The 26,252-nt window shown below is 29.7% G+C and carries 24 protein-coding genes; 13 read left to right on the forward strand and 11 right to left on the reverse strand.

Annotation, left to right across the window (positions count from 1 at the left end; translation table 11 throughout):
• The first annotated feature begins 43 nt into the window (after window positions 1–43).
• A complete protein-coding gene (locus tag JOP69_RS15520; protein WP_203391816.1) occupies window positions 44–1,069 on the forward strand; it encodes a LacI family DNA-binding transcriptional regulator in 1,026 nt (341 codons plus the stop codon).
• An 11-nt stretch (window positions 1,070–1,080) separates the two neighbouring features.
• Here JOP69_RS15520 and JOP69_RS15525 read toward each other — a convergent pair whose 3' ends face one another.
• From JOP69_RS15525 to aspS, 3 genes are all read right to left on the reverse strand, one after another.
• A complete protein-coding gene (locus JOP69_RS15525; protein WP_203391817.1) occupies window positions 1,081–1,701 on the reverse strand; it encodes a hypothetical protein in 621 nt (206 codons plus the stop codon).
• A 15-nt stretch (window positions 1,702–1,716) separates the two neighbouring features.
• On the reverse strand, window positions 1,717–3,501 hold the full coding sequence (locus JOP69_RS15530; RefSeq protein ID WP_203391818.1) for a chloride channel protein: 1,785 nt from the start codon (window positions 3,499–3,501) through the stop codon (window positions 1,717–1,719).
• Between the two features lie 212 nt (window positions 3,502–3,713).
• A complete protein-coding gene (gene aspS / locus JOP69_RS15535) occupies window positions 3,714–5,468 on the reverse strand; it encodes an aspartate--tRNA ligase (RefSeq protein ID WP_203391819.1) in 1,755 nt (584 codons plus the stop codon).
• Window positions 5,469–5,805: 337 nt separating this feature from the next.
• On the opposite strand from aspS, the gene JOP69_RS15540 reads away from it, so the two are divergent.
• From JOP69_RS15540 to rsmI, 7 genes are all read left to right on the forward strand, one after another.
• Window positions 5,806–7,362 (forward strand): response regulator transcription factor, encoded by a 1,557-nt coding sequence (locus JOP69_RS15540; protein WP_203391820.1) that lies wholly within the window; start codon window positions 5,806–5,808, stop codon window positions 7,360–7,362.
• Window positions 7,363–7,664: 302 nt separating this feature from the next.
• Entirely contained in the window at window positions 7,665–7,991 is a 327-nt protein-coding gene (locus JOP69_RS15545) for a hypothetical protein (protein WP_203391821.1), read from the forward strand.
• A gap of 286 nt (window positions 7,992–8,277) precedes the next feature.
• Entirely contained in the window at window positions 8,278–8,841 is a 564-nt protein-coding gene (locus tag JOP69_RS15550) for an outer membrane beta-barrel protein (protein ID WP_203391822.1), read from the forward strand.
• Window positions 8,842–8,938: 97 nt separating this feature from the next.
• Window positions 8,939–9,328 carry a hypothetical protein gene (locus JOP69_RS15555; RefSeq protein WP_203391823.1) on the forward strand — a complete coding sequence of 130 codons (390 nt, stop codon included), beginning with the start codon at window positions 8,939–8,941 and terminating at the stop codon, window positions 9,326–9,328.
• 239 nt (window positions 9,329–9,567) lie between these two features.
• The gene (locus JOP69_RS15560; protein ID WP_203391824.1) at window positions 9,568–10,467 is read left to right on the forward strand and encodes a hypothetical protein; all 900 of its coding nucleotides are present in this window, start codon (window positions 9,568–9,570) and stop codon (window positions 10,465–10,467) included.
• Between the two features lie 463 nt (window positions 10,468–10,930).
• Window positions 10,931–12,112: a hypothetical protein gene (locus tag JOP69_RS15565; RefSeq protein WP_203391825.1), complete on the forward strand. Its 1,182-nt coding sequence runs from the start codon at window positions 10,931–10,933 to the stop codon at window positions 12,110–12,112.
• A gap of 123 nt (window positions 12,113–12,235) precedes the next feature.
• Window positions 12,236–12,913 carry a 16S rRNA (cytidine(1402)-2'-O)-methyltransferase gene (gene rsmI, locus JOP69_RS15570; protein ID WP_203391826.1) on the forward strand — a complete coding sequence of 226 codons (678 nt, stop codon included), beginning with the start codon at window positions 12,236–12,238 and terminating at the stop codon, window positions 12,911–12,913.
• Window positions 12,914–12,983: 70 nt separating this feature from the next.
• On the opposite strand, the gene JOP69_RS15575 is transcribed toward rsmI, so the two are convergent.
• From JOP69_RS15575 to JOP69_RS15590, 4 genes are all read right to left on the reverse strand, one after another.
• Entirely contained in the window at window positions 12,984–13,481 is a 498-nt protein-coding gene (locus JOP69_RS15575) for a hypothetical protein (RefSeq protein WP_203391827.1), read from the reverse strand.
• A 39-nt stretch (window positions 13,482–13,520) separates the two neighbouring features.
• Complete coding sequence (locus JOP69_RS15580; RefSeq protein ID WP_203391828.1) at window positions 13,521–13,949, reverse strand: hypothetical protein; 429 nt, start codon at window positions 13,947–13,949, stop codon at window positions 13,521–13,523.
• On the reverse strand, window positions 13,930–14,445 hold the full coding sequence (locus JOP69_RS15585; protein ID WP_203391829.1) for an RNA polymerase sigma factor: 516 nt from the start codon (window positions 14,443–14,445) through the stop codon (window positions 13,930–13,932). Before JOP69_RS15585 ends, JOP69_RS15580 begins: the two co-directional genes overlap by 20 nt.
• Window positions 14,446–14,760: 315 nt before the next feature.
• Window positions 14,761–14,949, reverse strand: coding sequence for a hypothetical protein (locus JOP69_RS15590; RefSeq protein ID WP_203391830.1), 189 nt, complete (start codon window positions 14,947–14,949; stop codon window positions 14,761–14,763).
• A gap of 543 nt (window positions 14,950–15,492) precedes the next feature.
• Between JOP69_RS15590 and JOP69_RS15595 the strand changes: the two genes are divergently transcribed.
• The 3 genes from JOP69_RS15595 (at window position 15,493) to JOP69_RS15605 (ending at window position 17,606) form a co-directional block, all read left to right on the forward strand.
• Window positions 15,493–16,479: an aldo/keto reductase gene (locus JOP69_RS15595; protein ID WP_203391831.1), complete on the forward strand. Its 987-nt coding sequence runs from the start codon at window positions 15,493–15,495 to the stop codon at window positions 16,477–16,479.
• Window positions 16,480–16,529: 50 nt separating this feature from the next.
• Window positions 16,530–16,871: a HopJ type III effector protein gene (locus JOP69_RS15600; RefSeq protein ID WP_203391832.1), complete on the forward strand. Its 342-nt coding sequence runs from the start codon at window positions 16,530–16,532 to the stop codon at window positions 16,869–16,871.
• Between the two features lie 156 nt (window positions 16,872–17,027).
• Window positions 17,028–17,606 (forward strand): uracil-DNA glycosylase family protein, encoded by a 579-nt coding sequence (locus JOP69_RS15605; RefSeq protein WP_203391833.1) that lies wholly within the window; start codon window positions 17,028–17,030, stop codon window positions 17,604–17,606.
• Here the strand turns inward: JOP69_RS15605 and JOP69_RS15610 are convergent.
• Both JOP69_RS15610 and JOP69_RS15615 read right to left on the reverse strand, forming a co-directional pair.
• The gene (locus JOP69_RS15610) at window positions 17,568–18,575 is read right to left on the reverse strand and encodes a hypothetical protein (RefSeq protein ID WP_203391834.1); all 1,008 of its coding nucleotides are present in this window, start codon (window positions 18,573–18,575) and stop codon (window positions 17,568–17,570) included. The two genes, JOP69_RS15605 and JOP69_RS15610, sit on opposite strands and share 39 nt — an antisense overlap.
• Before the next feature lie 168 nt (window positions 18,576–18,743).
• On the reverse strand, window positions 18,744–19,334 hold the full coding sequence (locus tag JOP69_RS15615) for a carboxymuconolactone decarboxylase family protein (protein WP_203391835.1): 591 nt from the start codon (window positions 19,332–19,334) through the stop codon (window positions 18,744–18,746).
• A gap of 68 nt (window positions 19,335–19,402) precedes the next feature.
• Here JOP69_RS15615 and JOP69_RS15620 point away from each other — a divergent pair, with 68 nt between their 5' ends.
• Both JOP69_RS15620 and JOP69_RS15625 read left to right on the forward strand, forming a co-directional pair.
• Window positions 19,403–20,413 carry a dipeptide epimerase gene (locus JOP69_RS15620; RefSeq protein WP_203391836.1) on the forward strand — a complete coding sequence of 337 codons (1,011 nt, stop codon included), beginning with the start codon at window positions 19,403–19,405 and terminating at the stop codon, window positions 20,411–20,413.
• A 2-nt stretch (window positions 20,414–20,415) separates the two neighbouring features.
• Window positions 20,416–21,432, forward strand: a complete 1,017-nt coding sequence (locus JOP69_RS15625) for an aminotransferase class I/II-fold pyridoxal phosphate-dependent enzyme (RefSeq protein WP_203391837.1) — start codon at window positions 20,416–20,418, stop codon at window positions 21,430–21,432.
• 64 nt (window positions 21,433–21,496) lie between these two features.
• Here the strand turns inward: JOP69_RS15625 and JOP69_RS15630 are convergent, their stop codons facing one another.
• The gene (locus tag JOP69_RS15630) at window positions 21,497–22,954 is read right to left on the reverse strand and encodes a SusD/RagB family nutrient-binding outer membrane lipoprotein (protein WP_203391838.1); all 1,458 of its coding nucleotides are present in this window, start codon (window positions 22,952–22,954) and stop codon (window positions 21,497–21,499) included.
• Window positions 22,955–22,964: 10 nt separating this feature from the next.
• Complete coding sequence (locus JOP69_RS15635) at window positions 22,965–26,117, reverse strand: SusC/RagA family TonB-linked outer membrane protein (protein WP_203391839.1); 3,153 nt, start codon at window positions 26,115–26,117, stop codon at window positions 22,965–22,967.
• Window positions 26,118–26,252 lie beyond the last annotated feature (135 nt).

A 26,252-nucleotide genomic window follows, 5' to 3' on the forward strand; every position in this document is an offset into this window, starting at 1 on the left:
GCGGGAACGTTTGTTTTTAGTATTTTTACGAAAACGATGTATTTTGAAAAAAGAGGTTGTAACACTTAAAAAAATGGCTCAAATTCTGAGTTTATCCACTTCTACTATTTCTAGAGCCTTAAACGACCATCCAGATATTAGTCCGGCAACAACTAAGAGTGTGCAAGATTTGGCAAAAAAACTAAATTACATGCCTAATATTTTTGCAAAGGGATTTAGACTGCATAAAACAAATATTATTGGAGTTATTGTACCAAATATTACTTCTTACTTTACATCAACAATTTTAAAAGAAATTTTATTGCAATCTGAAATGAAAGGCTATCGGGTTATTATCTCTGAATCTAATAACGACATTGCCCGGGAAAAAGAAATGTTATTAACCATGTTGCAGTTTGGTGTAGATGGTATTTTAATGTCTTTATCTAAAAATACGAAAGATGTAGATCCTATTTTATATGCATTAAATCAAAAACCATTGGTGTTGTTTGATAAAGTTTCTAATAAAGTTCCTTGTACTCAAATTATAATTAATGGAGAAGAAGCTGCTTTTAATGCGGTTGAACATTTAATAAATATTGGTAAAAAAAGAATTGCTATTATAAAAGAGTTTGAGCATTCTTATAATTCAGAAAAAAGGTTTCAAGGATATTTGAGAGCCTTAAAAACGCATAACATTCCTATTGATGAAAAACTTATTTTAAGTACAGATGATATTTCTTTAAATAAAGGAAAAATGTTAGCGAGTCAGTTAATTAGTTTAAAGGAAAGACCAGATGCTATATTTTCTATAACAGATGCAGCAGCTGTGGGCGTAATACAAACTTTAAAAAAATTTAATATTACAATCCCAGAAGAAATTGCTGTGGTAGGTTTTAGTAATTCTTTAATATCTACAATAGTAGAACCAAATTTAACAACTACAGATCAACCTGGTAAAAGAATAGGTGAGTTGGCGGTAGATTATTTAATTAGAGAAATTCAAGAACATAATAGCTATGCAAATAGTAAAACAATTGAAATTAAAACGAATTTAATAATTAGAGCCTCTACTTTTTTGCCTATTTAAAACTAAGTTATTTATCCAAAAGTTGTGGTAAAATAAAGTAATATAACTAGTAGAAGTACAATTAGTATTGAAGTTGCTAATGGTTGCCAAATAGGTTTCTTTTGGTATGCGAAATCTTTACCTAAATTTTTGTTCCAATAATATTCTGTTAGTACTGCATATCCAATTATGTTAAATAATAATGGGATAAACATCATTTGAGGCAGGTAGGTTGAAAGTACCGCTGAAAAAAGAATGTATAATATTCCAAAAACAAGAACCTCAATTCTTGCTTTTGGCTTGTTCATTTCTTTTAAATTTTGCATTAATAACACGGCACCAAATATGGTAGAAAAGAAGATGGTAAAACCTAGTATTGCTTTTTTAGAATATAAAAAAGGTACTTCTAATTCTTTAAAAGGACTTTCGTTATTTTCTAAAGTTTTTTTAGCAATAGAAGTATCCGTAATTTGATCTTCTTCGGTTATTTCTTTAGAAATATCAACTGTTTTTTCTATGATATTTCTGTCTTCTAATTCCCAGGTTACAGCTTGTATGGCTTCTTTCGTGTAATTATTCTTCTCTTTTAGAATGGTCTCTAACTCTTTGTTAGATTTTGTCCTCATATTTGTTGTAAAACTATTTGTCCTCATTTTTTTTCAATAGTTTTATGCAGTTACTTCTATTAATTTATTTCTATATGCCGTTAATAATTTAGATTTAGAGATAAAACCTACATATATTCCACCTTTAACAACGGGCAGGTTCCAAGCACCACTTTCTTTAAATTTCTGCATTACTTTTTCTGTATTATCTGCACTTAAAATTACTTCTGGTGCACTCGTCATAACATCAGAAACTCTAATTTTATCGTACATTGTTTGGTTAAACATTACAGGTCTAATATCATCTAATAAAACAATACCCATAAAATGTTGTTCATCATCTAATACAGGATATATGTTTCTACTAGATTTTGCGACATTTTCTTTTAGCAATTCTCCTAGTGTTTTTTTAGGTTTTGTAGATATAAAATCTTTTTCAATAAGCGAATCAGTATCTAAAAACATAAGTACATTTTTGTCTTTATTATGTGTTATCAATTCTCCTTTTTTAGCTAATTGGGCAGCATAAATATTATGAGGGATGTAGCGTTTGGTTATGATAAATGAAATTGAACTTACAATCATTAAAGGAATAAACAGCTCATAGCCTCCTGTAATTTCTGCAATTAAAAAGATAGCGGTTAAGGGAGCTAATAAAACTCCTGCCATTAAACCTGCCATACCAACCATAGCAAAATTTATTAAGGATAATTTATGTCCAAATACGTTGGTGTAGTTTATAAACAGTGCAAAAACATAGCCTGCTAAACTACCCGTAAATAATGTTGGAGCAAAAATACCTCCAATTCCTCCGGCTCCAAAAGTTAAAGAAGTTGCTACTATTTTAAAGATAATTAAACCTAATAAAAATAAAATAACTAAGTAAATATTATCTGAAATGGAATTAAAAATATTATTTTGTACCACTTCTAATATATTTCCTTTTAATACATTATTGATTGTTTCGTACCCTTCTCCAAATAATGGTGGAATTAAAAAAACCAACACTCCTAAAGAGATTCCTCCTACTAATAATTTTTGATAAGGTTTTTCTATTTTTCTAAATAATTTAGCAATGGCAAAATAGACTTTACTAAAATAGACTGAAATTAAAGCCGTAAAAACACCTAGCGAAATATAAAAAAGGACATCATTAAGTTCAAATTTGTCTTGTATATTAAAGTGTAATAGTACATCATCTCCTAAAAAGAAATAAGAGGTTAAAATAGCGGTAATAGAAGCCAATAATAACGGAATCATGGATGCTAAAGTTAACTCTAAACTAAAAATTTCTACAGCAAAAACAATCGCTGCAATTGGTGCTTTAAATATAGAAGACATAGCACCTGCTGCCGCTGCACCTATTAATAATGTTTTGGTTGTTTGGTTTAATCTAAAAAGTTGTGCAAAATTAGAACCTAATGCAGCACCTGTAGCAACTGTTGGTCCCTCTAGCCCAACAGAACCTCCAAAACCAACGGTTATAGGAGCTGTAAGAATAGATGCCCACATTTGATGTTTTGGCATAATTCCTTTTTGCTTAGAAATAGCATATAATGTAGATGGTATTCCGTGTCCAACTCTTTTTTTTATGACGAACTTCACTAAAAATAGAACGATTAATAATCCAATAATTGGAAAAATAAAATAAAATGCACTATGAATTTCTTTAATAAATTCGCCTTCTAATAAATGTTGAATTAAGTGGGTTGCATTTTTTAGAGTAACGGCACCTAAACCAGCCAATAACCCAATAATGGCACTTGCAATGTTTGTAAATTGTTTGTTAGAAATATTTCTATATTTCCACTTTAGGATTTTTCTGTAAATATCTTTAGTTGTAGGCACTGTATGTATAAGTAATTGTTGTTATAAATTTATTTTTTCTTGATGTTAATTGCCTTTTAATAAGTCTTATGTACATTAAGAAATTAATTCGCGGGCAAAAATAATACAAACTCACATAAAAACAGGAGTTTGTTAAAATTCATTTTCTTTTATAGTTTCTGATTTTTTTAAAGTTCATAAAAAATCCCGCTTTAGCAGCGGGATTTAAATCTTTATATTTTAATATCTAATTTTAAGCTTAGTTCTTTCAATTGATCATCATCTATAAATGCAGGTGCATCGATCATTACGTCGCGGCCAGAATTGTTTTTTGGGAATGCAATAAAATCACGAATAGTTTCTTGTCCACCTAAAATAGCAACTAATCTGTCTAATCCAAAAGCCAATCCACCGTGAGGTGGTGCTCCATACTCAAAAGCATCCATTAAGAAACCAAACTGTGCTTTTGCATCTTCTTCAGAAAAACCTAAATGCTTTAACATGGTTGCTTGCATTTGCTTGTCGTGAATTCTAATAGATCCACCACCAATTTCGTTTCCGTTTAAAACCAAATCGTACGCATTTGCTTTTACGGCTCCAGGATCTGTATCTAATAATTCCATTTGCCCAGGTTTAGGTGAGGTAAACGGGTGATGCATTGCATGGTAATGACCTGTTTCTTCATCTAATTCTAGTAATGGGAAATCTATTACCCAAAGCGGAGCAAATACTTTAGGATCTCTCAAGCCTAAACGTGTTGCCAATTCCATACGTAAAGCAGATAATTGTGCTCTAACTTTATTGGTGTCACCAGATAACACACACACTAAATCTCCAGGTTTTGCGCCTGTAATTTCTGCCCATTTAGCTAAATCTTCTTGATTGTAGAATTTATCTACAGAAGATTTGAATGTTCCGTCTTCGTTTACACGTGCGTAAATCATTCCTAAAGCACCAACTTGCGGACGCTTAACCCATTTAATAATATTGTCTATTTCTTTTCTTGTGTATGCGTTTCCGCCAGGTACAGCAATACCAACCACTAATTCTGCGCTATTAAAAACACCAAAATCTTTATGTTGCGTAACGGCATTTAACTCGCCAAACTCCATTCCAAAACGGATATCTGGTTTGTCGTTTCCATACAAACGCATGGCATCGTCATATAACATTCTCGGGAATTTCTCGACCTCCACATTATTTACTTCTTTTAGTAAGTGACGCGTTAATCCTTCAAAAACATTTAAAATATCTTCTTGCTCCACAAATGCCATTTCACAGTCAATTTGTGTAAATTCTGGCTGTCTGTCTGCACGTAAATCTTCGTCTCTAAAACATTTTACAATCTGAAAATATTTATCCATTCCACCAACCATCAACAATTGTTTAAAGGTTTGTGGAGATTGAGGTAACGCATAAAACTGACCTTCATTCATACGAGAAGGTACCACAAAATCTCTTGCACCTTCTGGCGTAGATTTTATTAAATAAGGAGTTTCTACTTCTATAAAATCTTGGTCAGACATGTATTTTCTAACTTCCATTGCCACTTTATGACGGAAAATTAAACTGTCTTTTACCGGGTTTCTTCTAATGTCTAAATAACGATATTTCATTCTAATATCTTCACCACCATCAGTTTCATCTTCAATTGTAAAAGGCGGAGTAACAGATGCATTTAAGATTTCTAACTTAGAAACCAACAGTTCTACGTCTCCTGTTTTCATTTTAGAATTCTTTGCTTCACGCTCAATTACAGTACCTGTAACCTGAATAACAAACTCTCTACCTAGAGATTTTGCTTTCTCCATCATTTCTTTTGGCGTACGCTCTTCATCAAAAATAAGTTGTGTAATTCCGTACCTATCACGTAAATCTACCCAAACCATAAAACCTTTATCACGGCTTTTTTGTACCCAACCCGCTAAGGTTACTTCTGTATTTATATGCGATGCTCTTAACTCGCCACAAGAATGACTTCTATACATTTCTTTATTTTTATATTCTTATCTGCCATTCCTTCGAAGACAGAAGTCTCATTTATTCAAGCTGCAAAATTAATCATTTTCTATTTAATATGAGGTTTTTGGGCGTTCATTTCTAAAGAGAAATGCCCCGCTTTCCGCACTCGCTTTTTTCGTGCCTCAAAAGAGCTCAAACATTAGTTTATACTGAGCGTCGTCGAAGTACTACAATCGGTAACGCAGAACCCGTTTAATTCACTAAAATTAGTTATAAATAATCATTATAAATTTGACTAAAAAAGGCTGTTGTAATTAATTATTTTAAGGATTTAGAACTATCTTTGAAAGATATAATCTAAGTATGAGGTACTTATATCTACTTTTGTGTATTTTAATTTTACCAATTTCCATATTTTCTCAAAAAAAGAACATACAAATAGATAGTGCCTATCAAGTTCTAAAAAATACTCCGAATTCTATAAAAAAGGTAGATGATTTAATAGCCTTATACAAACAATCTATCAGACAAAAAGAAATTAATAAAAGTGTTTTAGAAGATGCTTTAACTATTTCTAAGCATATTTTTTATATTAAAGGTATAGGTACTTGTTATGACCGAAAAGGTATTACTGCAAGGTACGAGCAAGATTATAGCAGTTCTATAACCAATCATAAAAGAGCTTTATCTTATTTAACACAAACTACAGATACTTTGTTAATACTTATCTGTTTAAATAATTTAGGAGTTACTTATAGAAAAGTAAATTTAGAAAAAGAAGCTTTTAATTATTATTTTGAAGCATTAAAACTCTCCGAAAAATTTAGGGATAACCGTAGTAAATCTATTGCATTAAACGGAATAGGGAATGTTTTTATTGATACCCACCAATATGATAAAGCACTTTATTATTTAAGAAAAGGAATTTTACTCGAAAAAGAAAGAAACAATAACAAAGGGCAAGAATATGGTTATGCTAATTTGGGTGAAATATTTATAGAAAAAAAGCTGTTTGATTCTGCCTATTTTTATATTGATAAAGCGTTAAAATTAGCCATAAAGTACCCAAGAAAAGAAGGTGTTGCTATTAAATACACCTTATTCGGAAAATTATATCAAAGAAAAGAAGATTATAAAAAATCTAACGAATACTATATAAAATCAATTCCGCAATTAGAAAAATTTAAAAATACCCGCTATTTAAGTAAAAGCTACCTAAATATTGGTATTAATAATCTGCATTTAAACAAGTTTGAGGAATCGAAAAAGTGTATTAACGCTGGGTTAGATAAAGCAAAGCAAATAAATTCTAAAGAAAATATTTTGTTAGGTTATGAAACTCTAACGGATTATTACTCTAAAACCAATCAATATAAAAAAGCCTTAAGTGCTCAAAAGCAAGTATTGGCTTTTAGAGACAGTATTCTTAATGAAGCTTCTCAGAAAAGTTTTATTAGCACACAAATTAGTTATGAGTCGTCTAAAAAAGATACTAGAATTCAATTATTGGCAAAAGAAAAAAATAAAAGTGATCAAAAAGCAAATTCTAATTTTTGGCTTTTTATAGCGAGTGTTGCAATTGGTATTACTACTATTCTTATTTTAATATTATTGAGAAGAAATAAATTATTAGAATTAGATCAAAAAAATAATGAAATAAAAAATTATTTACTTCAAATTAAAAAATTAAAAACTAGTAATTCAAAAGATCCTTCTTTTTCTAATAAAGAGTTAAAAGAATTTGAACTATCTAAAAGAGAAATAGAAGTTCTTAAACATATATCTAATGGATTGAGCAATGCCCAAATTGCAGAAAAAATGTTTGTTTCTAACAATACCATTAAAACACATATCTCTCATATTTACACAAAACTCGATGTAAAAAATAGAGTTCAAGCAGTTCAAAAAATTTCTTCTTAAACGTACCTGTTTTTTTGAAATCTGATGATAGTTTTCGAGAAAAATGATCTTACCAATTAACTTTTTAGCTCAAGATGCACACTTTTTAGAGGCTAAAAAGTAGCCTTTTAGATTTAACTTCATTATCAAAATTTTTATTCACCTTTTTTAGTAGTGTAATTGTAAAAACCCTTCTATTGTTAGGTTTAATAGGGTTTTTCCTTTCTTAAATCACCCTTTAGGGTGATAGAAATCACCTATTCTAATGGTCTGTTTTTTTAATTCTACGCCTAAATTTGTAGTATAATTAAAAACAAATTATTATGAAAAATTTTAAAAGAGTACTCGTATTATTATTAACAGTTTTGTTATTTAATGTTTCTTGTTCTAGTAGCAATGATGATCCTACAAGTGGTATTTGCGATGAATATACTGCCGAGTTTCAAACCACTTTAAAAAAATATAGCGATGCCACTATGGTGCAATATCAAACTCCTTCTACTGCAAACTGTAACAATGTAAAAAAGGAAGCACAAAATGTGATTGATTTTTTGAATAAACTTAAAGATTGCATTCCTGCTTCAGAAGAACAGAGTATTAATGAACTAATAAAAGAATTAGAAGAAGAAATAGCAGCACCCTGTGAATAGTCTTAACAAAATAATTTTATTTAAACGTACAACTAAGTTTATTCCTGTATTAGAATTATTGATAATAAAAAGATGTTTCTATGGGGATTTCAACAAACAGATTAAAATCAGATGGTTTTGGAGAATCTAAACCAATAGACAATAATAGTACTCCGGAAGGAAAAGCAAATAATAGAAGAGTTGAATTTGTTAAGTTTTGAGTAGATTTTAAAACCATTTAGGTTTTTTAAAGTAGCAAGTAAAATTTTTAAATAAATCAATTAATATAAATTTAAATTAAATAATCATGAAAAAGTTAAAATTAGTATTCGCAATTATATCAATAGTTGCATTATCAACAAATCAATTAAAAGCACAAGAATCTGAAATTTTATTAGGAGGTGGTGTTGCGTACGCAACCGAAATAAATTCTGTAGCAATTTTAGCAAAAGGAGTTTATCAAATAAATGATAAATGGGAAGGATCGCTAGGTATTAACTACTTTTTTCCGAAAGGAGAAGGAGATTTTGAAATTAAATGGATGGGCTTTGATTTAGATGCTCATTATGTTTTTTCTGCAAAAGATAACTTTGAAATTTATGGTATCGCAGGGGTAAATATTATGCGTATTACTATTCCTGGTTTCGATTATTCTTATGATGAAGAATATACGCCTTATGATGATTATATGTATAATGAACAAGAGTATATGTCTTCTGGGTCTATAAGTAGTACAGATACCGGTTTTAATTTAGGTGTTGGTGGTCGTTATCAATTATCAGACAATTTATTTGGCATGGGAGAAGCTAAATATGCAGTAAACAATGGTGGATATATGCAAGTGAGTGTAGGAGTATTGTATCAGCTTTAAAAGCTAATTATTTTAAGAAAAACACTTTTTACTCCTTTTTCTTAACACTGTAAAAAGGAGTAAAGAGTGTTCTGAAAAAAAACTTTAAAAAAATATAATGAAAAAGTCAATCAAAGTTTTAGCGGTATTAGTAGTAATTGTAGCCAGTTTTACATTTACATCTTGTAAACAAATAAAAGAGTTAGCCGATGTAGAATTTGGCACAGAAATTACGGCTAAAATTCCAGTCCATTTTAATGAAAATGTAAGTCAAGAAAGTCTAGATTTAACAAAAGTATTAAGTTTAGATAATACTGATACACACGATTATTTACATCAATTTGAAGATGTTAGTATAAAAAAAATGACATTTAAAATTGTTGAGTTTTCAGGAGATGATACGTCTTCAGACATAGCTTTTGTCGATTTTTATGCAGACAGTATTAAATTGTTGAGTAATCTAGAGTTTAACATTTACCAAGCCTATACCAATCAAACTATTTTTTAAGTTGTAGATATCGCTAAAATAAATGAAATAGCAAATCTTCTTAAAAACAACAAACAATTAACAATTAGAGTAACTGGAGATTACAGAAGTGGAAAGGTAACAGATTTTAAAGTGGAGGTTACAGCCGAATTAAATATTATAGCAAATCCATTATAATAAAATAGCTGTTCTAACAATCAATAAACGACAAAAGAATTAAATTAAAAGGCAATTAAGAATGATTACAAAACTTAAAGAAAATGAGAAATTTATATATCATACTAGCACTATTTATTGCAACAGTAAGTTGCAAAGGAAACGAAAAAAAAATTGGAGATAGTTTATCTGTACATGCAGAACAACTAAAATCTAAATTAAAAAGATACGAAGTACAATCGGGTATTATTAAATACAAATTAACCATAAACGGTAGTGTTATGGGAAGTGAAATTGTTGGTGGAGGATCTGAGAGTTTATACTTTAAAGATTGGGGTAATTTAGAACTTGTAGAAGAAAAATCTACAAGAACAACAAATACGGATATTTTTGGTAAAAAAAACACAGATATAGCTACTACACATTCCATGTATAAACTAAATAATGGCGAAAGTTATCACGTAGATTTTAACAAACAACAAATTTTCTTGAGACGTGATATGGCAATGGAATTAAACAAAACTTTTGCCAATGGTAATGTTCATAAAACGGGTAAATCAATGTTAGAAGGTATGGGCGGTAAATTAATTGGTACTGAAAATTTTCTTGGATACAATTGCGAAGTTTGGGATATACACGGTGCTAAACAATTAATGTATAAAGGTGTTGTATTAAAATTAGAAATGACTATGATGGGAATTAGAACTGTTAAAGAAGCTATTGATGCTAAATTTAATATAAGTTTAAAAGATAGCAACTTTAACCTACCAGATTTTCCTATTATTAAGGAAGAAGGTTTTATGGACAATGAGGAGTATGAAGATGAAATAGAAAATATGGATGCCAAAATGTTGATGCTTAGTAAAATGTCTTTTGAAGAATGGAAAAAAATGGCTTTAGGGGATAAAGAGAACGAAGAAATGCAAAAAATGAGTGATCAAGAGCTGCATCAAACTTACGAAATGATGCAAAAAGTGATAAAAATGAAAATGCAAAAAAAATAGAAAATAAAGGATAGTATTTGTTTTCTTAATTTTAAAAAGCGCTCTCATAAGAGTGAAATTAGTTGAGTAAAATGAAAATTTTGGAAGTTTGTAGAAATATATTATTTTAAGATTTTGATATTAGGGTGATTATGGTTTTTTTATTATCTTTAAAGTGCAATTACTAATTCTTTGGTAGTTAAAAAAAGTTTAGACATCCTTACCTAAATTTATAACTAATAGTCAAACTTTAATCTATGTAATCGATTGCTGTACTATAAAAAAGTGTTCAACATATTTTAGAGTTTTTGATAATTATATAATTTATAGTACAATGGAAGTTTAAGGGAAAATAGTACCTAAAAAAAAGAATAAATTGTTATGAAACGAGCAGGCTAAAAGTTTAGTGTTTAGTAGGGGGAATACTAAACTGCTTGCTTGTCTTGAGATGTTTTAATGTTTAACCAGATAAAAATAAAGACTCATGAAAAAAATGGTTATCACGCTTATAATTATTGGTTGTAGTTTTTCTTCTAAAGCACAAAAAGCAAAAATTATTGGAAGTTGGCTTATAACCAAAGTAGAATTACCGACCAATACACAATATCCATTTAAAGTTATAGAGTTCTCTAATAGGGGAAGAGTATTGATGGAAAGTGTATTGATTGCAACTTGGCGTTACAATATTAGAAGTAATGAAATTCAAATGAGATCTAATATTAAAAAAGATTTTAATGGCATGAGCAAAATTTTAAGTAGTACCAATAAAGAACTCGTGTTAGAAAAAGAGGGCATAAAAACAACCTATTTAAAATTAGATCTAAATAAAATTGCTAAAGAAAACGCAATGTCAAAATTAAAAGGAGCTTGGAAATTAGAAAATGATTTTGATGATATTCAGTTGCTAAAAATGGAACTACCAGATGTTTTTTCGTTAACTACAATTTCTTCAAAAGATAGCATAAAATCAACAACTAATGGAACGTGGATGTACAATTCTGATGAGAAATCTATAACCTTTATAGGGGAATCGGAATTGTTAAAAGGGAAAAGTACGTTAAAAGAGCAATCAGAAAATGTATTTGTACTAAATTTAAATGGAAAAGAAATCATTGCTAAAAAAGAAGTATCCTCCACTAATTTAGAGCGTTTAATTTTTAATATTGATAATTTTCCAGCAAGACCAAACGAAAACCCTCCTTGGTTAGATTTTAATGCTTTATTAGTAGAACTAGAACATGTAAACTATTTAAAGTATAAACAAAGTAGGTTAATACCAAACACAACAAGTTTTAAACAAGACACTTTATTGTCAAAAATCAACATAAATAAAAAAAGAAAAAGTATCACTGTAAATAATTTAATCATAACAGAAAAAGACACCTTAAAAGGTGCTGAAAGTTTTAAAGGAGGCTTTTTAAATATGACCAATGATTTTTTTCCACAAGAAAAACTAGGTCCGTTTAGAGTAATAACAACGGAAACTATAAAAGTAATTGCAGGAGAATTTGAATGTAAAGTAGTGGAAGGTTTTTATGGAGAAGTAAAACTTAAATATTGGATGATTATAAATAAACCAGGTGTTTTTGCCAAAGTAATTCGTGAAGATATAGACGCTTTTAATAATGTAGATTATTCGATAACAGAATTAATAGAAATAAAATAGAGGTATTCATTAATATATTGAAGGTTTCAAAAGAATACTTCTTTTCTGAATTCATTTACCAAACTTACAAAGGGGTTTTATTTAATTCTTTTGTAAGTTTGTTGTGATAATGTAAATGATACCATGAGTAAACTATATTTAGTGCCAACACCAATTGGTAATTTAGAAGACATGACGTTTAGAGCTGTTAGAATTCTAAAAGAAGTCGATTTTATTTTAGCAGAAGACACACGTACCAGTGGAAAACTCTTAAAACATTTTGAGATTGAAACGCAAATGCACAGTCACCACATGCACAATGAGCATAAATCTGTAAAAGGAATTGTACAAAGAATTCAAAACGGAGAAACTTGTGCATTAATCTCTGATGCGGGAACTCCTGCAATTTCAGATCCTGGTTTTTTATTGACAAGAGCTTGTGTGGAAAATAATATTGAGGTGGATTGTTTACCTGGAGCAACGGCTTTTGTGCCTGCTTTGGTAAATTCTGGTTTACCAAATGATAAATTTGTTTTTGAAGGTTTTTTACCCGTAAAAAAAGGAAGACAAACTCGTTTTTTATTGTTGGCAGAAGAAAAAAGAACCATGATTATTTATGAATCTCCTCATAAATTAGTAAAAACTTTAGGGCATTTTGTAGAGTATTTTGGAGCAGATAGGCAAGTTTCTGTATCAAGAGAACTCACAAAAATGTTTGAAGAAACCATTAGAGGAACTGCAACTGAAGTTTTAGCACATTTTACAGCAAAACCACCAAAAGGAGAAATTGTTGTGATTGTGGAAGGGAAGTCTACAAAATAAATTATATACAAAATTCCCAATCAATAGATTTTCTACTTATTGAGAATTGATGCAAAAAACAGCTAAGTAGTTACAGTTTTTTTGTGGTAATAATTATCACACCATTCGGAGCGTTGTATTGTTGTATTGCTTTTTCTCCTTTTAAAACTTCCATTTTATCAATAGTATTAGGACTTATGGTATCTAACATTGCTTTGTCTGTAACTTTACCATCAACAATTACCATTGGTCCATTTTTACCTCCGATTTCTGTATCTTTTTTTGCTACTTTAGGCATAGGAATAGAGGTCGTTTCTAACTCTTTTGTTTTTATTAGAACAACACCATTTGGAGCATTGTATTTTTGTTTTGCTTTCTCTCCTTTTATAACATTAACAGATGCTATTTTATTTTGATCTATCAGTTCCATTGGGAAGTCGAATAGTTTATCATTTACATAAATAGTAGGTTTAGCACCGTCTTTTAATTTTATATAGATTTTTTCTTTTCCGTCTTTTTTTTCTTCTTGTGCATTAACAATGGTTGTTGAAAACAACATAACAGCAGCGATAAATAATATTTTTTTCATTTTTATTATATTTAAGATTAGTAATTATATTTAATGGGTTTATTCTATTTTGGTGTAGACAATTAATAAATCACTTTCTACAATAATTCTAAGTATTGGTTTTGTTTGTTCGGTCACTATAAACATTTTTTTTGCTTCGTTAAGCAAAGCTTCTTTTTCGTTATTACTTAAGCCTTGGTTTCTTAGATTATTAAGATAAAGTGTACTCAGTAATAATATGGAAGCTACGGCAGACATCAAACCAATTTTAAATCGATTGGTTTTTGTCGTTTTTTTATCAAACGATTGCCATAAATCATCATTAAAATTATCTGGAACAACTTTTTTATTTTTCTTTACAAAAGAAGACCATGCTTTAATTCCTGTTTCAGAATCATCGATGTTATCAAATAAAAATTCTTCTTCTTTTAAAGAGCTTTTTCCTGATTTGTATTTTTCTATAAGGTCTTTAATATTTACCTCTTTCATAACTATATGTTTTTTCTAAGGTGATACTTATTTGTTTTCTTGCTCTAGAAAGTAAAACTCTAACATGTTCTATTTTTATTTGTAATGCAGCAGCTATTTCATCAAATTCATAGCCATCTAAGTCTCGCATTATAAAAACTTCTTTTTGTTGTTCTGGTAGAGTAGTTAGAATTTCATCAATAATAGTATTTAATTCTTTCCATTCTAATGCTGTATGTTCATTTGGCGATTTTATAATTTTAAGAGTTGCGGTAGAATCTTCTAACAACACTGTTTTTTTTCTTAAAATATCTAAACAATAATTACGAGCTGTTAAAATGACAAAACCTTTTATGTTTGGGTGTTTATCAAGTTGTTTTCTCTTATTCCATAGTTTTATCATTATCTCTTGAATCGCATCTTCTGCATTAGAATTACTGCTTAGCATACGAGCTATCATAGGAAATATGAGTGCTGATAATGAAAATACTTTGTATTTAAAGTCTTGTTTGGTCATTCTATTTTAATAACGTTAAAGTATGTGTATTTATAACAGTGAAATGCGTTTTTATTTGAAAAAAAATAGAATGATGCTATTGAAGAGGGGAAAAGAATATTAAGTTTCTTTTTTATCAATAGGGTTTTCTTTAGTATTTATAATAAAGCTATCTAACTCCTTTATTGTTAAATTCGGAAATAAGTTTTTCACTTTATTCATCTTCTTTAAAATTGATTTCTCATCAATATTTTTGTTTACATTAATCCTTATTTGTAATACTATCACAGAAAGTGATGAAATCAATATTAATATTTGCCAATGCGTTAAAATTAATTATTTGAAATTTTTAGATTTTGATTTTTCTTCATAATTTCCAATGGCATTAACTTTAGCATCATCCATTTTCTCAAACTTTTCAATCCTTTTTTCTTTTGATTTTTCTTTAATTTTCAACCTTAGAGTCAATCCAATTTGAAGGATGATTCCAGATATTATTAAAGTTATGACTTGGTATGTTTCCATAATTTATAATCTTATTTTACTAAAGTAAATCGAAATCAATTATTTTTTAAGACATGAAATTTACTTAGTAAAATCAAAGGGTTTTGACTTTTAAAGAAAATCATTACTCAAAAATAAATTACAATCAAGAATCTTACGAATAAATAATATATTGAAATTCGTAGTTTCATTGATTTATTGTTTTCAAGATTACAAAAACCATAAACTTTAAAATAGTTCAGACTTTTAGAAACATCTAAAACCCTTATAAATAAAAGGGTTGTTAATATGAAAAAAAACAACTATATAGTTTGTTATAAGGTATTTATGAATATTTTTTCATTAGAATTACTTCAAGTAGAGAGATGGGTTTTATTATTTTTATCAAAAAAAATATAAATGATCACCCAACAATTCAAAACAAAACTAAAAGTAAACCCAACCCAAATTAACTTTACTGAAACCATGTAAGTAATTGAAAATAATTATAATTTTACACCAACAATATTTACGAACAAAGAATTTAAATTAATTTTCAAAAAATCACAATAAATAATAGCAAAAATGAATTACAGAAAATTAGGAAAAACAAACTTAAACATCTCAGAAATAAGTTTAGGTACTTGGCAAGTAGGAGGGAAATGGGGAAGTGACTTTAGTTTATCGAATGCAGAAAAAATTATTAACACAGCAATTGATAATGGAATTAATTTTATCGATACCGCAGATGTTTATAGTGATGGATTAAGTGAAAAAGCGGTAGGTAAAATTGTACGTGCAAGTTCTGAAGAAGTATTTATTGCTACAAAATGTGGTCGTCAATTAAATCCTCATATAAATGCATCATACACAACTGCAGCTTTAAGGAAATTTGTAGAAGATAGTTTATCTAACTTAGGTGTTGATAGGATTGATTTAATTCAATTACATTGTCCGCCTACAGAAGTGTATAGTCGTCCAGAAATTTTTGGTTTGTTCGATGATTTAACTAAAGAAGGTAAAATTAGAAATTACGGAGTAAGTGTAGAGAAAGTTGAAGAAGCATTAAAAGCAATAGAATTTGAAGGAGTAAGTACCGTTCAACTTATTTTTAACATGTTTCGTCAAAAACCAAGTGAAATATTTTTTGAGGAAGCAAAGAAGAAAAATGTTGGTATTATTGCTCGTGTTCCATTAGCTAGTGGATTATTGACAGGGAAATTTACTAAAACAACAACCTTTAACAAAGAAGATCATAGATTCTTTAACCGTGACGGAGCTGCCTTTGATAAAGGAGAAACGTTCTCTGGAATAGATTATAATTTAGGTTTACAGGCTGTAGAAGAGTTAAAAACAATTTTTAATGAAGACGAAAGTCTTGTGCATAAAGCATTACAATGGATTTTGTCTTTTAATGAAATAAGTTGTGTAATTCCTGGAACTTCTAGCGTAGAGCAATTAGTTTCTAACTTAAATACAAGTAATATAAGTCCGATTTCGGATACCCAACTCGCGCAAACAAAAAGTATTTACGATAAATATATTAAGGCAGAAGTGCAAGATTTATGGTAAAATAGCTAGAACAAACCTAAATAGAATTAATCATTTTACAATCTTTAGATATGATCATCCAACAATTCATAACAAAATTAAAAGTAAACCCAACCCAAATTAACTTTGCAGAAACCATGCAAGTAATTGAGGATAATTATAATTTTACGCCAACCACATTTACAAACGGAGATATTAAAAACAAAACAGGCGAAAATTCTGGTTCTTGTAAGTTATTTGCATTTGCGAAGATTCAAAAATTGACAAAAGAAGAAGCTTTATTTTGTTTTGGAGAACACTATAAAAATGTTTTAGAAGATGAAAATGGTATTTCGCATCAAAATATTAGAAACTTTATGAAATCTGGTTTCGAAGGATTGTCTTTTGAAGGTGAAGCTTTGGAATTAAAGTAAGATTTCTAACACAGATCATTTCGAAATGAGCTTTTCGCCTTTCGACTCCGCTCAAGATAAACTAATGAGAAATCTCATCTTTAATAACATAGAAATTTAAAATGAGATTCCTCGTCGTTCCTCCATCGGAATGACAAAAAACTGTATTTTTAGAGTATGCAAAATCTTTTATCTGAAATAAAAAAATGCACAATTTGCGAACCACATTTAGATTTGGAAGCAAATCCTGTGGTTACAGGTCATCAAAATTCTAAAATTGTAATTATTGGTCAAGCTCCTGGAATTAAGGTTCATAAATCTGGAATTCCTTGGGATGATGCAAGCGGAAAGCAATTACGTAAATGGCTCAATGTTTCTGATGAAGATTTTTACGATGTAGAAAAATTTGCTATTGTACCCATGGGGTTTTGTTATCCCGGAAAAGGGAGAAGTGGCGATAAACCTCCAAGAAAGGAATGTGCTCCACAATGGCATCAGCAAATCATTGACAAAATGCCAAATTTAGAATTGATTATCCTTATCGGAATGTACGCTCAGAATTATTATTTAAAAGACAAGGCCAAACGTACACTTACAGAAACAGTAGATAATTACCCAGAATATTTACCTACCTATTTTACACTTCCGCATCCATCTCCAAGAAACCGTTTTTGGCTGACTAAAAACCCGTGGTTTGAGAAAAATGTGATTCCAGAATTAAAAAACAGGGTTCAAAGCATCATTAGTAGAAAATGAAAGTCTTGTTTTTCTGTTTTCAATTTTTTGATATAATGTATTAAAAAACTTTTGTCTTTCTACAGAGGCATCACCAGAAAGGTTGTTAGAAAATTCTATTTGCGTTTTAAAATGTTGTTCTATCTGTTGGGTGGTATTCTCATCACTCACTCTAAAATAACTTAAATTAGTATAGGGGACAAAAATATTTTTTTGGTTTTCAGATTGCATAAGCACTGTATTTAATAGCGGAACTAAATTGTTATGATACAATTGATAGCTATTTTTACTATGGTTTCTTTTTTGATTTTTTGCTTGTTCTTCAATTAATTTTAAAGAATCTACTAAACTATCAGCAATCATTAAAGATTCGGATTTTGTGATAAGTCCAATTTCAAAAAAATACTGAATTTGATTTAAAATATTATCTATACTAGAATCACTCCATATTTCTATTAACGCAACTTTATTGTATTCTTTTAAAAAAGTATTGTGTTTTTTTAAAATTTTAGAAGAAGTAGTAAATTCTGAAAAAGGCATTTTTTTTGTTTTAGAATTTCTGCTAGAAATATTAATTAAAGCAAATATTCTAAACATAGAAAAAAAGCCATTGCCAGCATGGTAGAGTGGGAAGTCTTTAAGAGAGTTTATTAATAATGCTCCCTTAGACTGCTGTAAGTTTTTAATCTCGTTAGTTGATTTGTCAAAAAAAGTTTGTAAAAAGTTTTCTTCAATTAAATGATGCGTTTTTTCTACAACAATTTTTTTATTATCATTTTTAGTAGATAATAATAAAGTATTTAAATCTATATTGTAATGATTTGCAAGTTTTAAAGTTTCCGTTAAATTTAACGCGGTCTTTCTACTAACTCTTCTATATGCTGCGTCGTAACTTATATTTAAAACCTCTGCAATTCTATCTATAAAAGAAACGTTTTTAGGGAGTTTCTTTTTAATATAATTAAATAATTTTTCTTCTGAACTTTTCATTTAAGCCTTTTTTTTATATAAAATTCACAAAAAAAAAATTTGTTTTTTGTGAAAAACACAATTGTAATAGGTAATATTTTTACTACTTTTGTGATCTAAATTTGAATAGGTTGGGGGACCTTAATAATTTATATTGATCTTCTCATTTTATTATGAGAGGGTCTTTTTTTATTGATGTTTGCCTACTTCAAAACCATGTTTACCTAAATATTGATTTCCACTTTCAATAGCTCCTATTTCTAACGTTGTTCCCATAGAGTCATTCCAACGATTTAAATATCCAAATAAAGAAATTACTCCTAACATTTCTACAATTTCTCCCTCATCCCAATATTTATAGAGTTCTTTTTTAATAGTTTCATCTACAGCATTTGGTACCATAGAAGCAGCCAAAGAAAAATCTAAAGCCGCTCTTTCTGCATCAGAAAAAGCTGCATGCGTTTTGTATTCCCAAATATTATCTAATTGCTCTTGTTCAGCTCCATAACGTTCTGCGGCTCTTATTGCATGTGCTTGGCAATATCTGCAACCTGTTGCATTACTAGATACCCAAGCAATCATCCTTTTTAATGCAGAGGTTACCTTACCTTCATTTGCCATAACCGCTTTGTTTAAATTGATAAAAGCTTTAGAAATAGCGGGTCTTCGTTGCATTGTTAATACAGAATTTGGACAAAAACCTAAGGTCTCATTAAAAAATAATGCTAATTCTTTTGTTTCTATATCGTGTTCTGCAGATAATGGGGTTACTAATGGCATTTTTATGATTTTAAATTTATTTATAGAATTCTAATTTTATAACTTTACGATAAATATAACTGTAAAAAATGGAAATAAAACTACATTCTTATAATCTTCAATTAAAACACACATTTACAATTTCTAGAGAGTCTCACGATTTTCAACCAAGTTTAGTTGTAGAGTTGGTTTCAGATGGTTTTTCTGGTTTTGGTGAAGCAACTTCAAACCCTTATTATAATATTACAGTTGATAAAATGATGAAAATTATTTTAGAAAATAAAAATGTTATTGAATCTTTATCAGGCGAAAATCCTTCTATTTTTTGGCAAAAGTTACAACCGTTATTTAAAGAAAATATGTTCGCATTATGTGCTTTAGATATGGCTTTTAATGATTTGTATGCACGTAAACTACATAAAAAATTATATGAGGTTTGGGGTTTTAATATTAATAAAAATCCAATGACAGATTATACAATAGGTATCGATTCTGTAGAGAAAATGGTAGCGAAGATGAAAGAACTTCCTTGGCCGATTTATAAAATAAAATTAGGAACAAAAAACGATATTGAAATAGTTACAGAATTAAGAAAACATTCTGATGCCATTTTTAGAATTGATGCAAATTGTGGTTGGACAGCAGATGAGGCGATAGAAAATTCGATAAAACTAAAAGAATTAGGGGTAGAATTTTTAGAGCAACCTTTAAAAGCAGATGATATTGAAGGAGCAAAGAAGTTATACCTAAATTCTGCTTTACCCATTATTGCAGATGAAAGCTGTATTGTAGAAAGTGATGTAGAAAAATGTTTTGGTTTGTTTCATGGTGTAAACGTAAAACTTACAAAATGTGGAGGTTTAACTCCGGGTAAAAGAATGTTAGAAAAAGCAAAAGAATTAGGTTTAAAAACAATGGTTGGTTGCATGACAGAATCTACCGTTGGTATTTCTGCCATTGCACATTTATTACCACTTTTAGATTATGTTGATATGGATGGTGGCTTGTTGTTAAAAAAAGATATTGCTAAAGGAATTACCATACACAATGGTGTAATTTCTTATGCTGATAAAAACGGAACAGGAGTTTCATTATTATAAATATGCAATTAGAAAAAGTACCAAACACAACAGCTTCTTTAAACGGAAAAGAATATTTGTATTTTAGTGGAACTTCTTATTTAGGAGTTGCTGCTTTACCGGAGTTTCAAGAATTGGTTTTTAAAGCAATTAAAAAATGGGGCGTTTCTTACGGAAGTTCTAGAAGTGCAAATATTAAACTAGCAATTTATCAGAAAGGTGAAACTTTTTTAGCCAATTTTTTACAGACAGAATCGGCTGTAACACTTTCATCAGGAACTTTAGCGGGTCAATTTGCTATAAATACATTAGACAGGTTTGTAGATGCTTTTTATTTTATGCCAAAAACGCATCCAGCAATTTTGCCAAAAAATGCGTTGCCTGTTTTTAATGATTCAGAATTACATACATCTTTAAAATCTTTAAAAAATAAAAAAATAAGTATTGTTTTAGATGGAATTGCTGCTTTTGAAACAACTCCGTTTTCTTTCGGTTTTTTAAAGGAAATAGATGCTTCGAACACCATTTATATTCTTGTAGATGAATCTCATAGTTTAGGTGTTTTGGGTGATAAAGGAAACGGAATTTCTAATTTGATACCGAAAAAAGCTCATATAAAAGTGATTATTACTTCTTCTTTAGGAAAAGCTTACGGAATTAACGGAGGCGTAATTGCTGGAGATTTAACTTTTATAAACCTAATCAAAAAAGACAATCTTTTTATTGGTTGTGCAGGTATGAGTCCTGCTTTTTTAGAGGTTTTTGTAAATGCACAAGAAATTTATAAAAATCAATTATTAAAACTGAAAAGTAATATGGAGTACGTGTATCATCAATTAAAAGATAATACAGCAATTACTATAGATAAAATGTATCCTGTTTTCTTTCATTCTGATGAACAAATAGAACAAATTTTATTAAATAAAAATATTTTAATAACCTCTTTTTATTATGCTACAAGTACTAAAAAGTTTAATCGAATTGTTGTGAATGCAAATCATACAAAAGAGCAGTTGGATGTTTTAATTTTATCATTATAAAAAATAATCAAAAAAAAAGACCACTTTTAAAGAGGTCTTTTGCAATTTAATTAATTTGAGTTTTTTATTGATCCCACCACATTCTTGTAGAGAAAGTATCTCCACCCATATCTATAACAGCTTGGTCTAGATTATCTCCATTTATAATGCCTTCATTCGTCGGATAAAAATATCTTCTAGGAATTTCGGTTGTGTTAAGTAAACCTGCGGTAGGGAAATTTAAAATAGGGTAATCTAACCTTCTCCATTCGCTCCAAGCATTTCCTCCTTGAGAAAATAATGCAAGATATTTTTGCTCTCCAATATACTTTTTCCAGTTAGATGCGTTATACAGAACATCTGTTTGAGTCAAATAAGAAGTGGTAGCAGTAGAACTAACTCCCCATTGCTCCATACTTGCTGTAATGGCTTGTTTGTATGTTGTTGCAGCATTTCCTGCAGTGCCAAACCAACCTCTTTGTTCGGCTTCTGCTTTAATAAACAGCAATTCAGAATACGTCATAATATAGCTGTTAAAATCAATAGCTCTTGTGGTTGCATTTGGTAATGAACGGTCTCCTATTGCGTAATTAAAGGTGTCTGTAGTTTCTAAACCATAAGGAAAGCCAATATATTCTCCTGCATCATTGGGATCTGCATATTTAGATGTTCTTGGGTCTGAAGGTGTTGAAGCTGTACCAGAACCATAAGAATTCATTAAATCAGTTAATGGTTCTGCAATAAAAGTCCATTTTTGCGTTAAAAATTCTATATACAATGGGTTTGCATTGGCTTCTTCATTTTGAAATGCAATAACTGCATTGTCATTATTACTCGTAAATACAGAAGCTCCTAAAGCATCAGCAACTTCAGTTTTGGCTAAGCCAGGGTTTACTTCAGACATTCTCATGGCAATTCTTGCTCTCATAGAGTTTGCAAAAGTTTTCCATTTAGTCATATCTCCATTATACATTAAATCTCCACTTGTAAAACCAGAAGCATTTGTATCTATTAATGCAACTGCATCTTTTAATTCTTGTAATAATGCAGGGTAGATATCTTCTTGATTGTCAAATTTAGGAGAAGTAATATCATCATTAAAAGTTTCTGAATAAGGTACATTTCCCCAAGTATCTGTTAGGTTATGAAAAACCCATACTTTTAATATGGTGGCAACTGCTATTTGGTTTTCGTTTTTTCCATAAGCTGCGTAACTATCTTTGTCTTCTCCTGTATTTAGTTTAATTATTTCCATAATTTCAGGTAAAATACCATAAAAAGCACTCCAATCACCATCAGGAGAAAGACCGTACACACTTCTAGTAGTTGTTTCTCTTTGCGCCCATTGTTGCGAATAAAACATCATGGTTTTGTTATAACCTAGCCCAGAATTAACATTAATTAAACTTTGTGTTGCAGCGGTTAAAAGTGCTGTAGTAGGTACTTTTGTTGCCGCTAAGGGATCTTTATTTAGTTCTTCATAATCGCTAGTACAAGAACTTATACTAACAAATAATATACATATTATTATAATTTTCTTCATGTTTTTTTATTTAAAATGTTAGTTTCAAATTCATTCCTATAGTACGTGCAGACGGTAATTGACCATATTCTCTACCTTGAATATTACCAGAAGCATTACCTGCAGATTCTGGATCGTATCCTTTTGGAGTATTTCTGTGAAGAATTGCAAGGTTTCTACCAACCAATGAAAGGTTTAAACTATTTAACTTTAATTTTTCTGTTAATTTTGATGGAAAAGTATAATTGAAAGAAACTTCTCTTAACTTAACAAAACTAGCATCAAATGTTGTAAAATCTCCTGGGTTTCTTCTGTAAAGTCTAAAGTATTGATCTACGGAAGCAGCAGGAGTTGTATTGGTAACATAGCCTCCATTTCCATCAGACATTACACCTTCTGCAACGATTCCATTTTCACGAACACCATTTGCAGCAGTTACTGCCATAGTACCTGCATAGACAGCAGTTTGGTAACCTCTAGCGTAAAACACTCCTCCTTTTTGAATATCAATTAAAGCCGATAAAGTGAAGTTTTTATACGTAAATGTGTTTGTAATACCAGAAGTCCAATCTGGTAAAACACTACCTATAAATTCTTGTTCTCCACTAATATAATATCCGTTAGCATCTACTATTTTATTTCCATCAGGGTCTCTTGCTACTTTTGTTGCATAAATGGAACTAAATGATTCTCCAACTCTAGATTCTAAAGTAACACTTGCTGGTCCTGAAGTGTAGAACGTACTCATTAAGTATGTATCCAATCCTTCAGCCAATTCTACAACTTCATTATTGTTTTTTGCCCAATTGATACCAATATCCCAAGAAAAATCTTTAGTTCTAATTGGTGATCCTTGTAATTGTAATTCGATACCACTATTTTTAATTTCTCCTGCATTAACCCATTTTTGAGTATATCCTGTTGTTTCAGAAACTGTTATAGGCATAATTTGATTGGTAGTTTTACCCGTGTAATAAGTAGCGTCTACACTTAATCTATTACTAAATAATTTAAGATCTACACCAGTTTCAAAAGAAGAAGTTAATTCTGGTTTTAATTCTGCGTTGTTTAATGTAGATGGAATTGTAAATACCGGGTTTCCGCCAACGGCAGAACCTTGAGTATAGTTATTTGTAAGTCTGTAAGGTTCTGTATCATTACCAACTTGAGCCCAACCTGCTCTAAATTTACCAAATGATAATACGTCACTTTCTATAAATTTAGAAAAAATTACACTTGCTGTGGCAGAAGGGTAGAAATAGGACCAATTGTCTTTTGGTAGTGTAGAAGACCAATCATTTCTTGCTGTTAAATCTAAATATGCTAAATCTTTAAATCCAAAAGAAGTACTTGCATAAATACTACTTGTCTTTTTATTGACTAAAGATCTTTCTAAAAAAGCAGCATCTACAGAATTGGCTAATGAATAAATATCTGAAACTGTTAAACCACCTTGTGTTGCACCTATGTTAGACTCAAGAGTTCTACTCATCGTATTCATACCTAAAGTAGCTATTAAAGAAATATCGGAAGTTAATTCTCTGTTATTATAGTTTAAGATTGCATCTATATTTTCTTCTTTAAAATCGTAAATTTTACTAAGATAGTAAGGAGTATATCTACTACCTACAGATCTACGATCTCTTCTGTTATCATTATAACTATCAAAACCATATCTTACAGAGGCATTTAACTTCTCTGTAATGTCATATTTAACTTTTACATTACCAATAATTCTGTCTTTTTCATCATCTTGATAATCTTTGTAAGCTAACCAAAAAGGGTTATTTGCTCTTACATTTGTAGAATTAAGATCGTCTGTTCTCCAAGTAAGTTGAGAACCATCTGCTCTTTCATAATTTCTTAATTTATCAATATCTAATTGTCTTTGTGTCCAAATTACCATGTTGTAAGTTAAATTATCGCTACTACCACCACCTTTTGGTCTTCCTTCTCCCTTTGTATTAATATAACTAAGGTTTGTAGAAATAGATAATTTATCAATTTTTCCATTTAAATTTAAATTAATAGTATTTCTCTTTATACTACTATTTGGTACAATACCTTTGTGGTTTAAGTTGGTATAAGACACTCTGTAATTTACGTCTTCACTTGCATTACTAATAGCAATGTTTGTTTTACTAATTTGACCAGTATTAAAGAAATTTTTATAATTATCTGGGTGTGCAATCCAAGGTCGTACTTCTCCACCATTTCCTTCTCCGTCCCATTGTCTTACTAATCTTCCATCTAATTTTGGTCCCCAACTTTCATCTGTAGATACATTCTGAATAGGAATACCGTCAGTACCAATATTTGCAAAGGTTAAAGATTGCCCTCCACCATATTCATTTTGTAATTCCGGGAAATCGAAAGCCGTTTCTAAAGAAAAACTATTATTGATAGAGATGCCTAAACCTTTATTCTTTTTTCCTTTTTTAGTGGTAATTAAAATAACTCCATTTCCTGCTCTAGAACCATAAAGTGCAGCAGCATTTGCTCCTTTTAAAACACTTACAGATTCAATATCATCTGGGTTAATGTCTTGTGCAGCATTACCATAATCTACATTTCCACTAGTATCATCTCTATCTCCATAAGCTTGGGTAGCACTTCCAAAATTAGAATTATCTATAGGTACACCATCTACAACAAATAACGGTTGGTTGTTACCTGTTAAAGAAGAAGCTCCTCTTAAAAGAATTCTAGAAGAACCACCAATATTACCTGTTCCCTGAATTTGAACACCAGAAACTTTACCTGCTAAGGTATTTACAACATTTGTTTCAGAGGCCTTATTAAGGTTATCTCCGTCTACTTCTTGAATTGCATATCCTAAAGATTTTTTTTCTCTTGTAATACCTAAGGCAGTTACTACTACTTCATCTAAAATATTAGCATCTTCTATTAATGTTACGTTAAGAGTTGCAGACTGAATAATAACTTTTTTAGTTTTATATCCTAAAGAAGAAAATACTAAAATGGCTCCTTTTTTTGCTTTAATAGAATACGTTCCATTAAAATCTGTACTTGTACCTTTTGTTGTACCTTTAATTAGTACACTTACTCCTGGTAATTCTCCTGTTTTGTCTTTTACCTTCCCTTTTACAGTAATATCTTGAGCAACAAAATTTAATGTAAATAGGAAGAGAATAGAAACTATAAATAATAATTTTTTTCTCATGAAAATGCGTTTTTGATTAAAATATTTTATAAAATTAACCATTTTTAACAGTTTAATCGCAGTTTAAGTTAATAAATATTAAATATAATTTAGGTTTTAATAATTGTTGATTTAAAGTTCGTTAAATAAATATAA

Origin of the sequence: Polaribacter sp. Q13, from assembly GCF_016858305.2 — a bacterium.
In the GTDB taxonomy this organism is placed as follows: domain Bacteria; phylum Bacteroidota; class Bacteroidia; order Flavobacteriales; family Flavobacteriaceae; genus Polaribacter.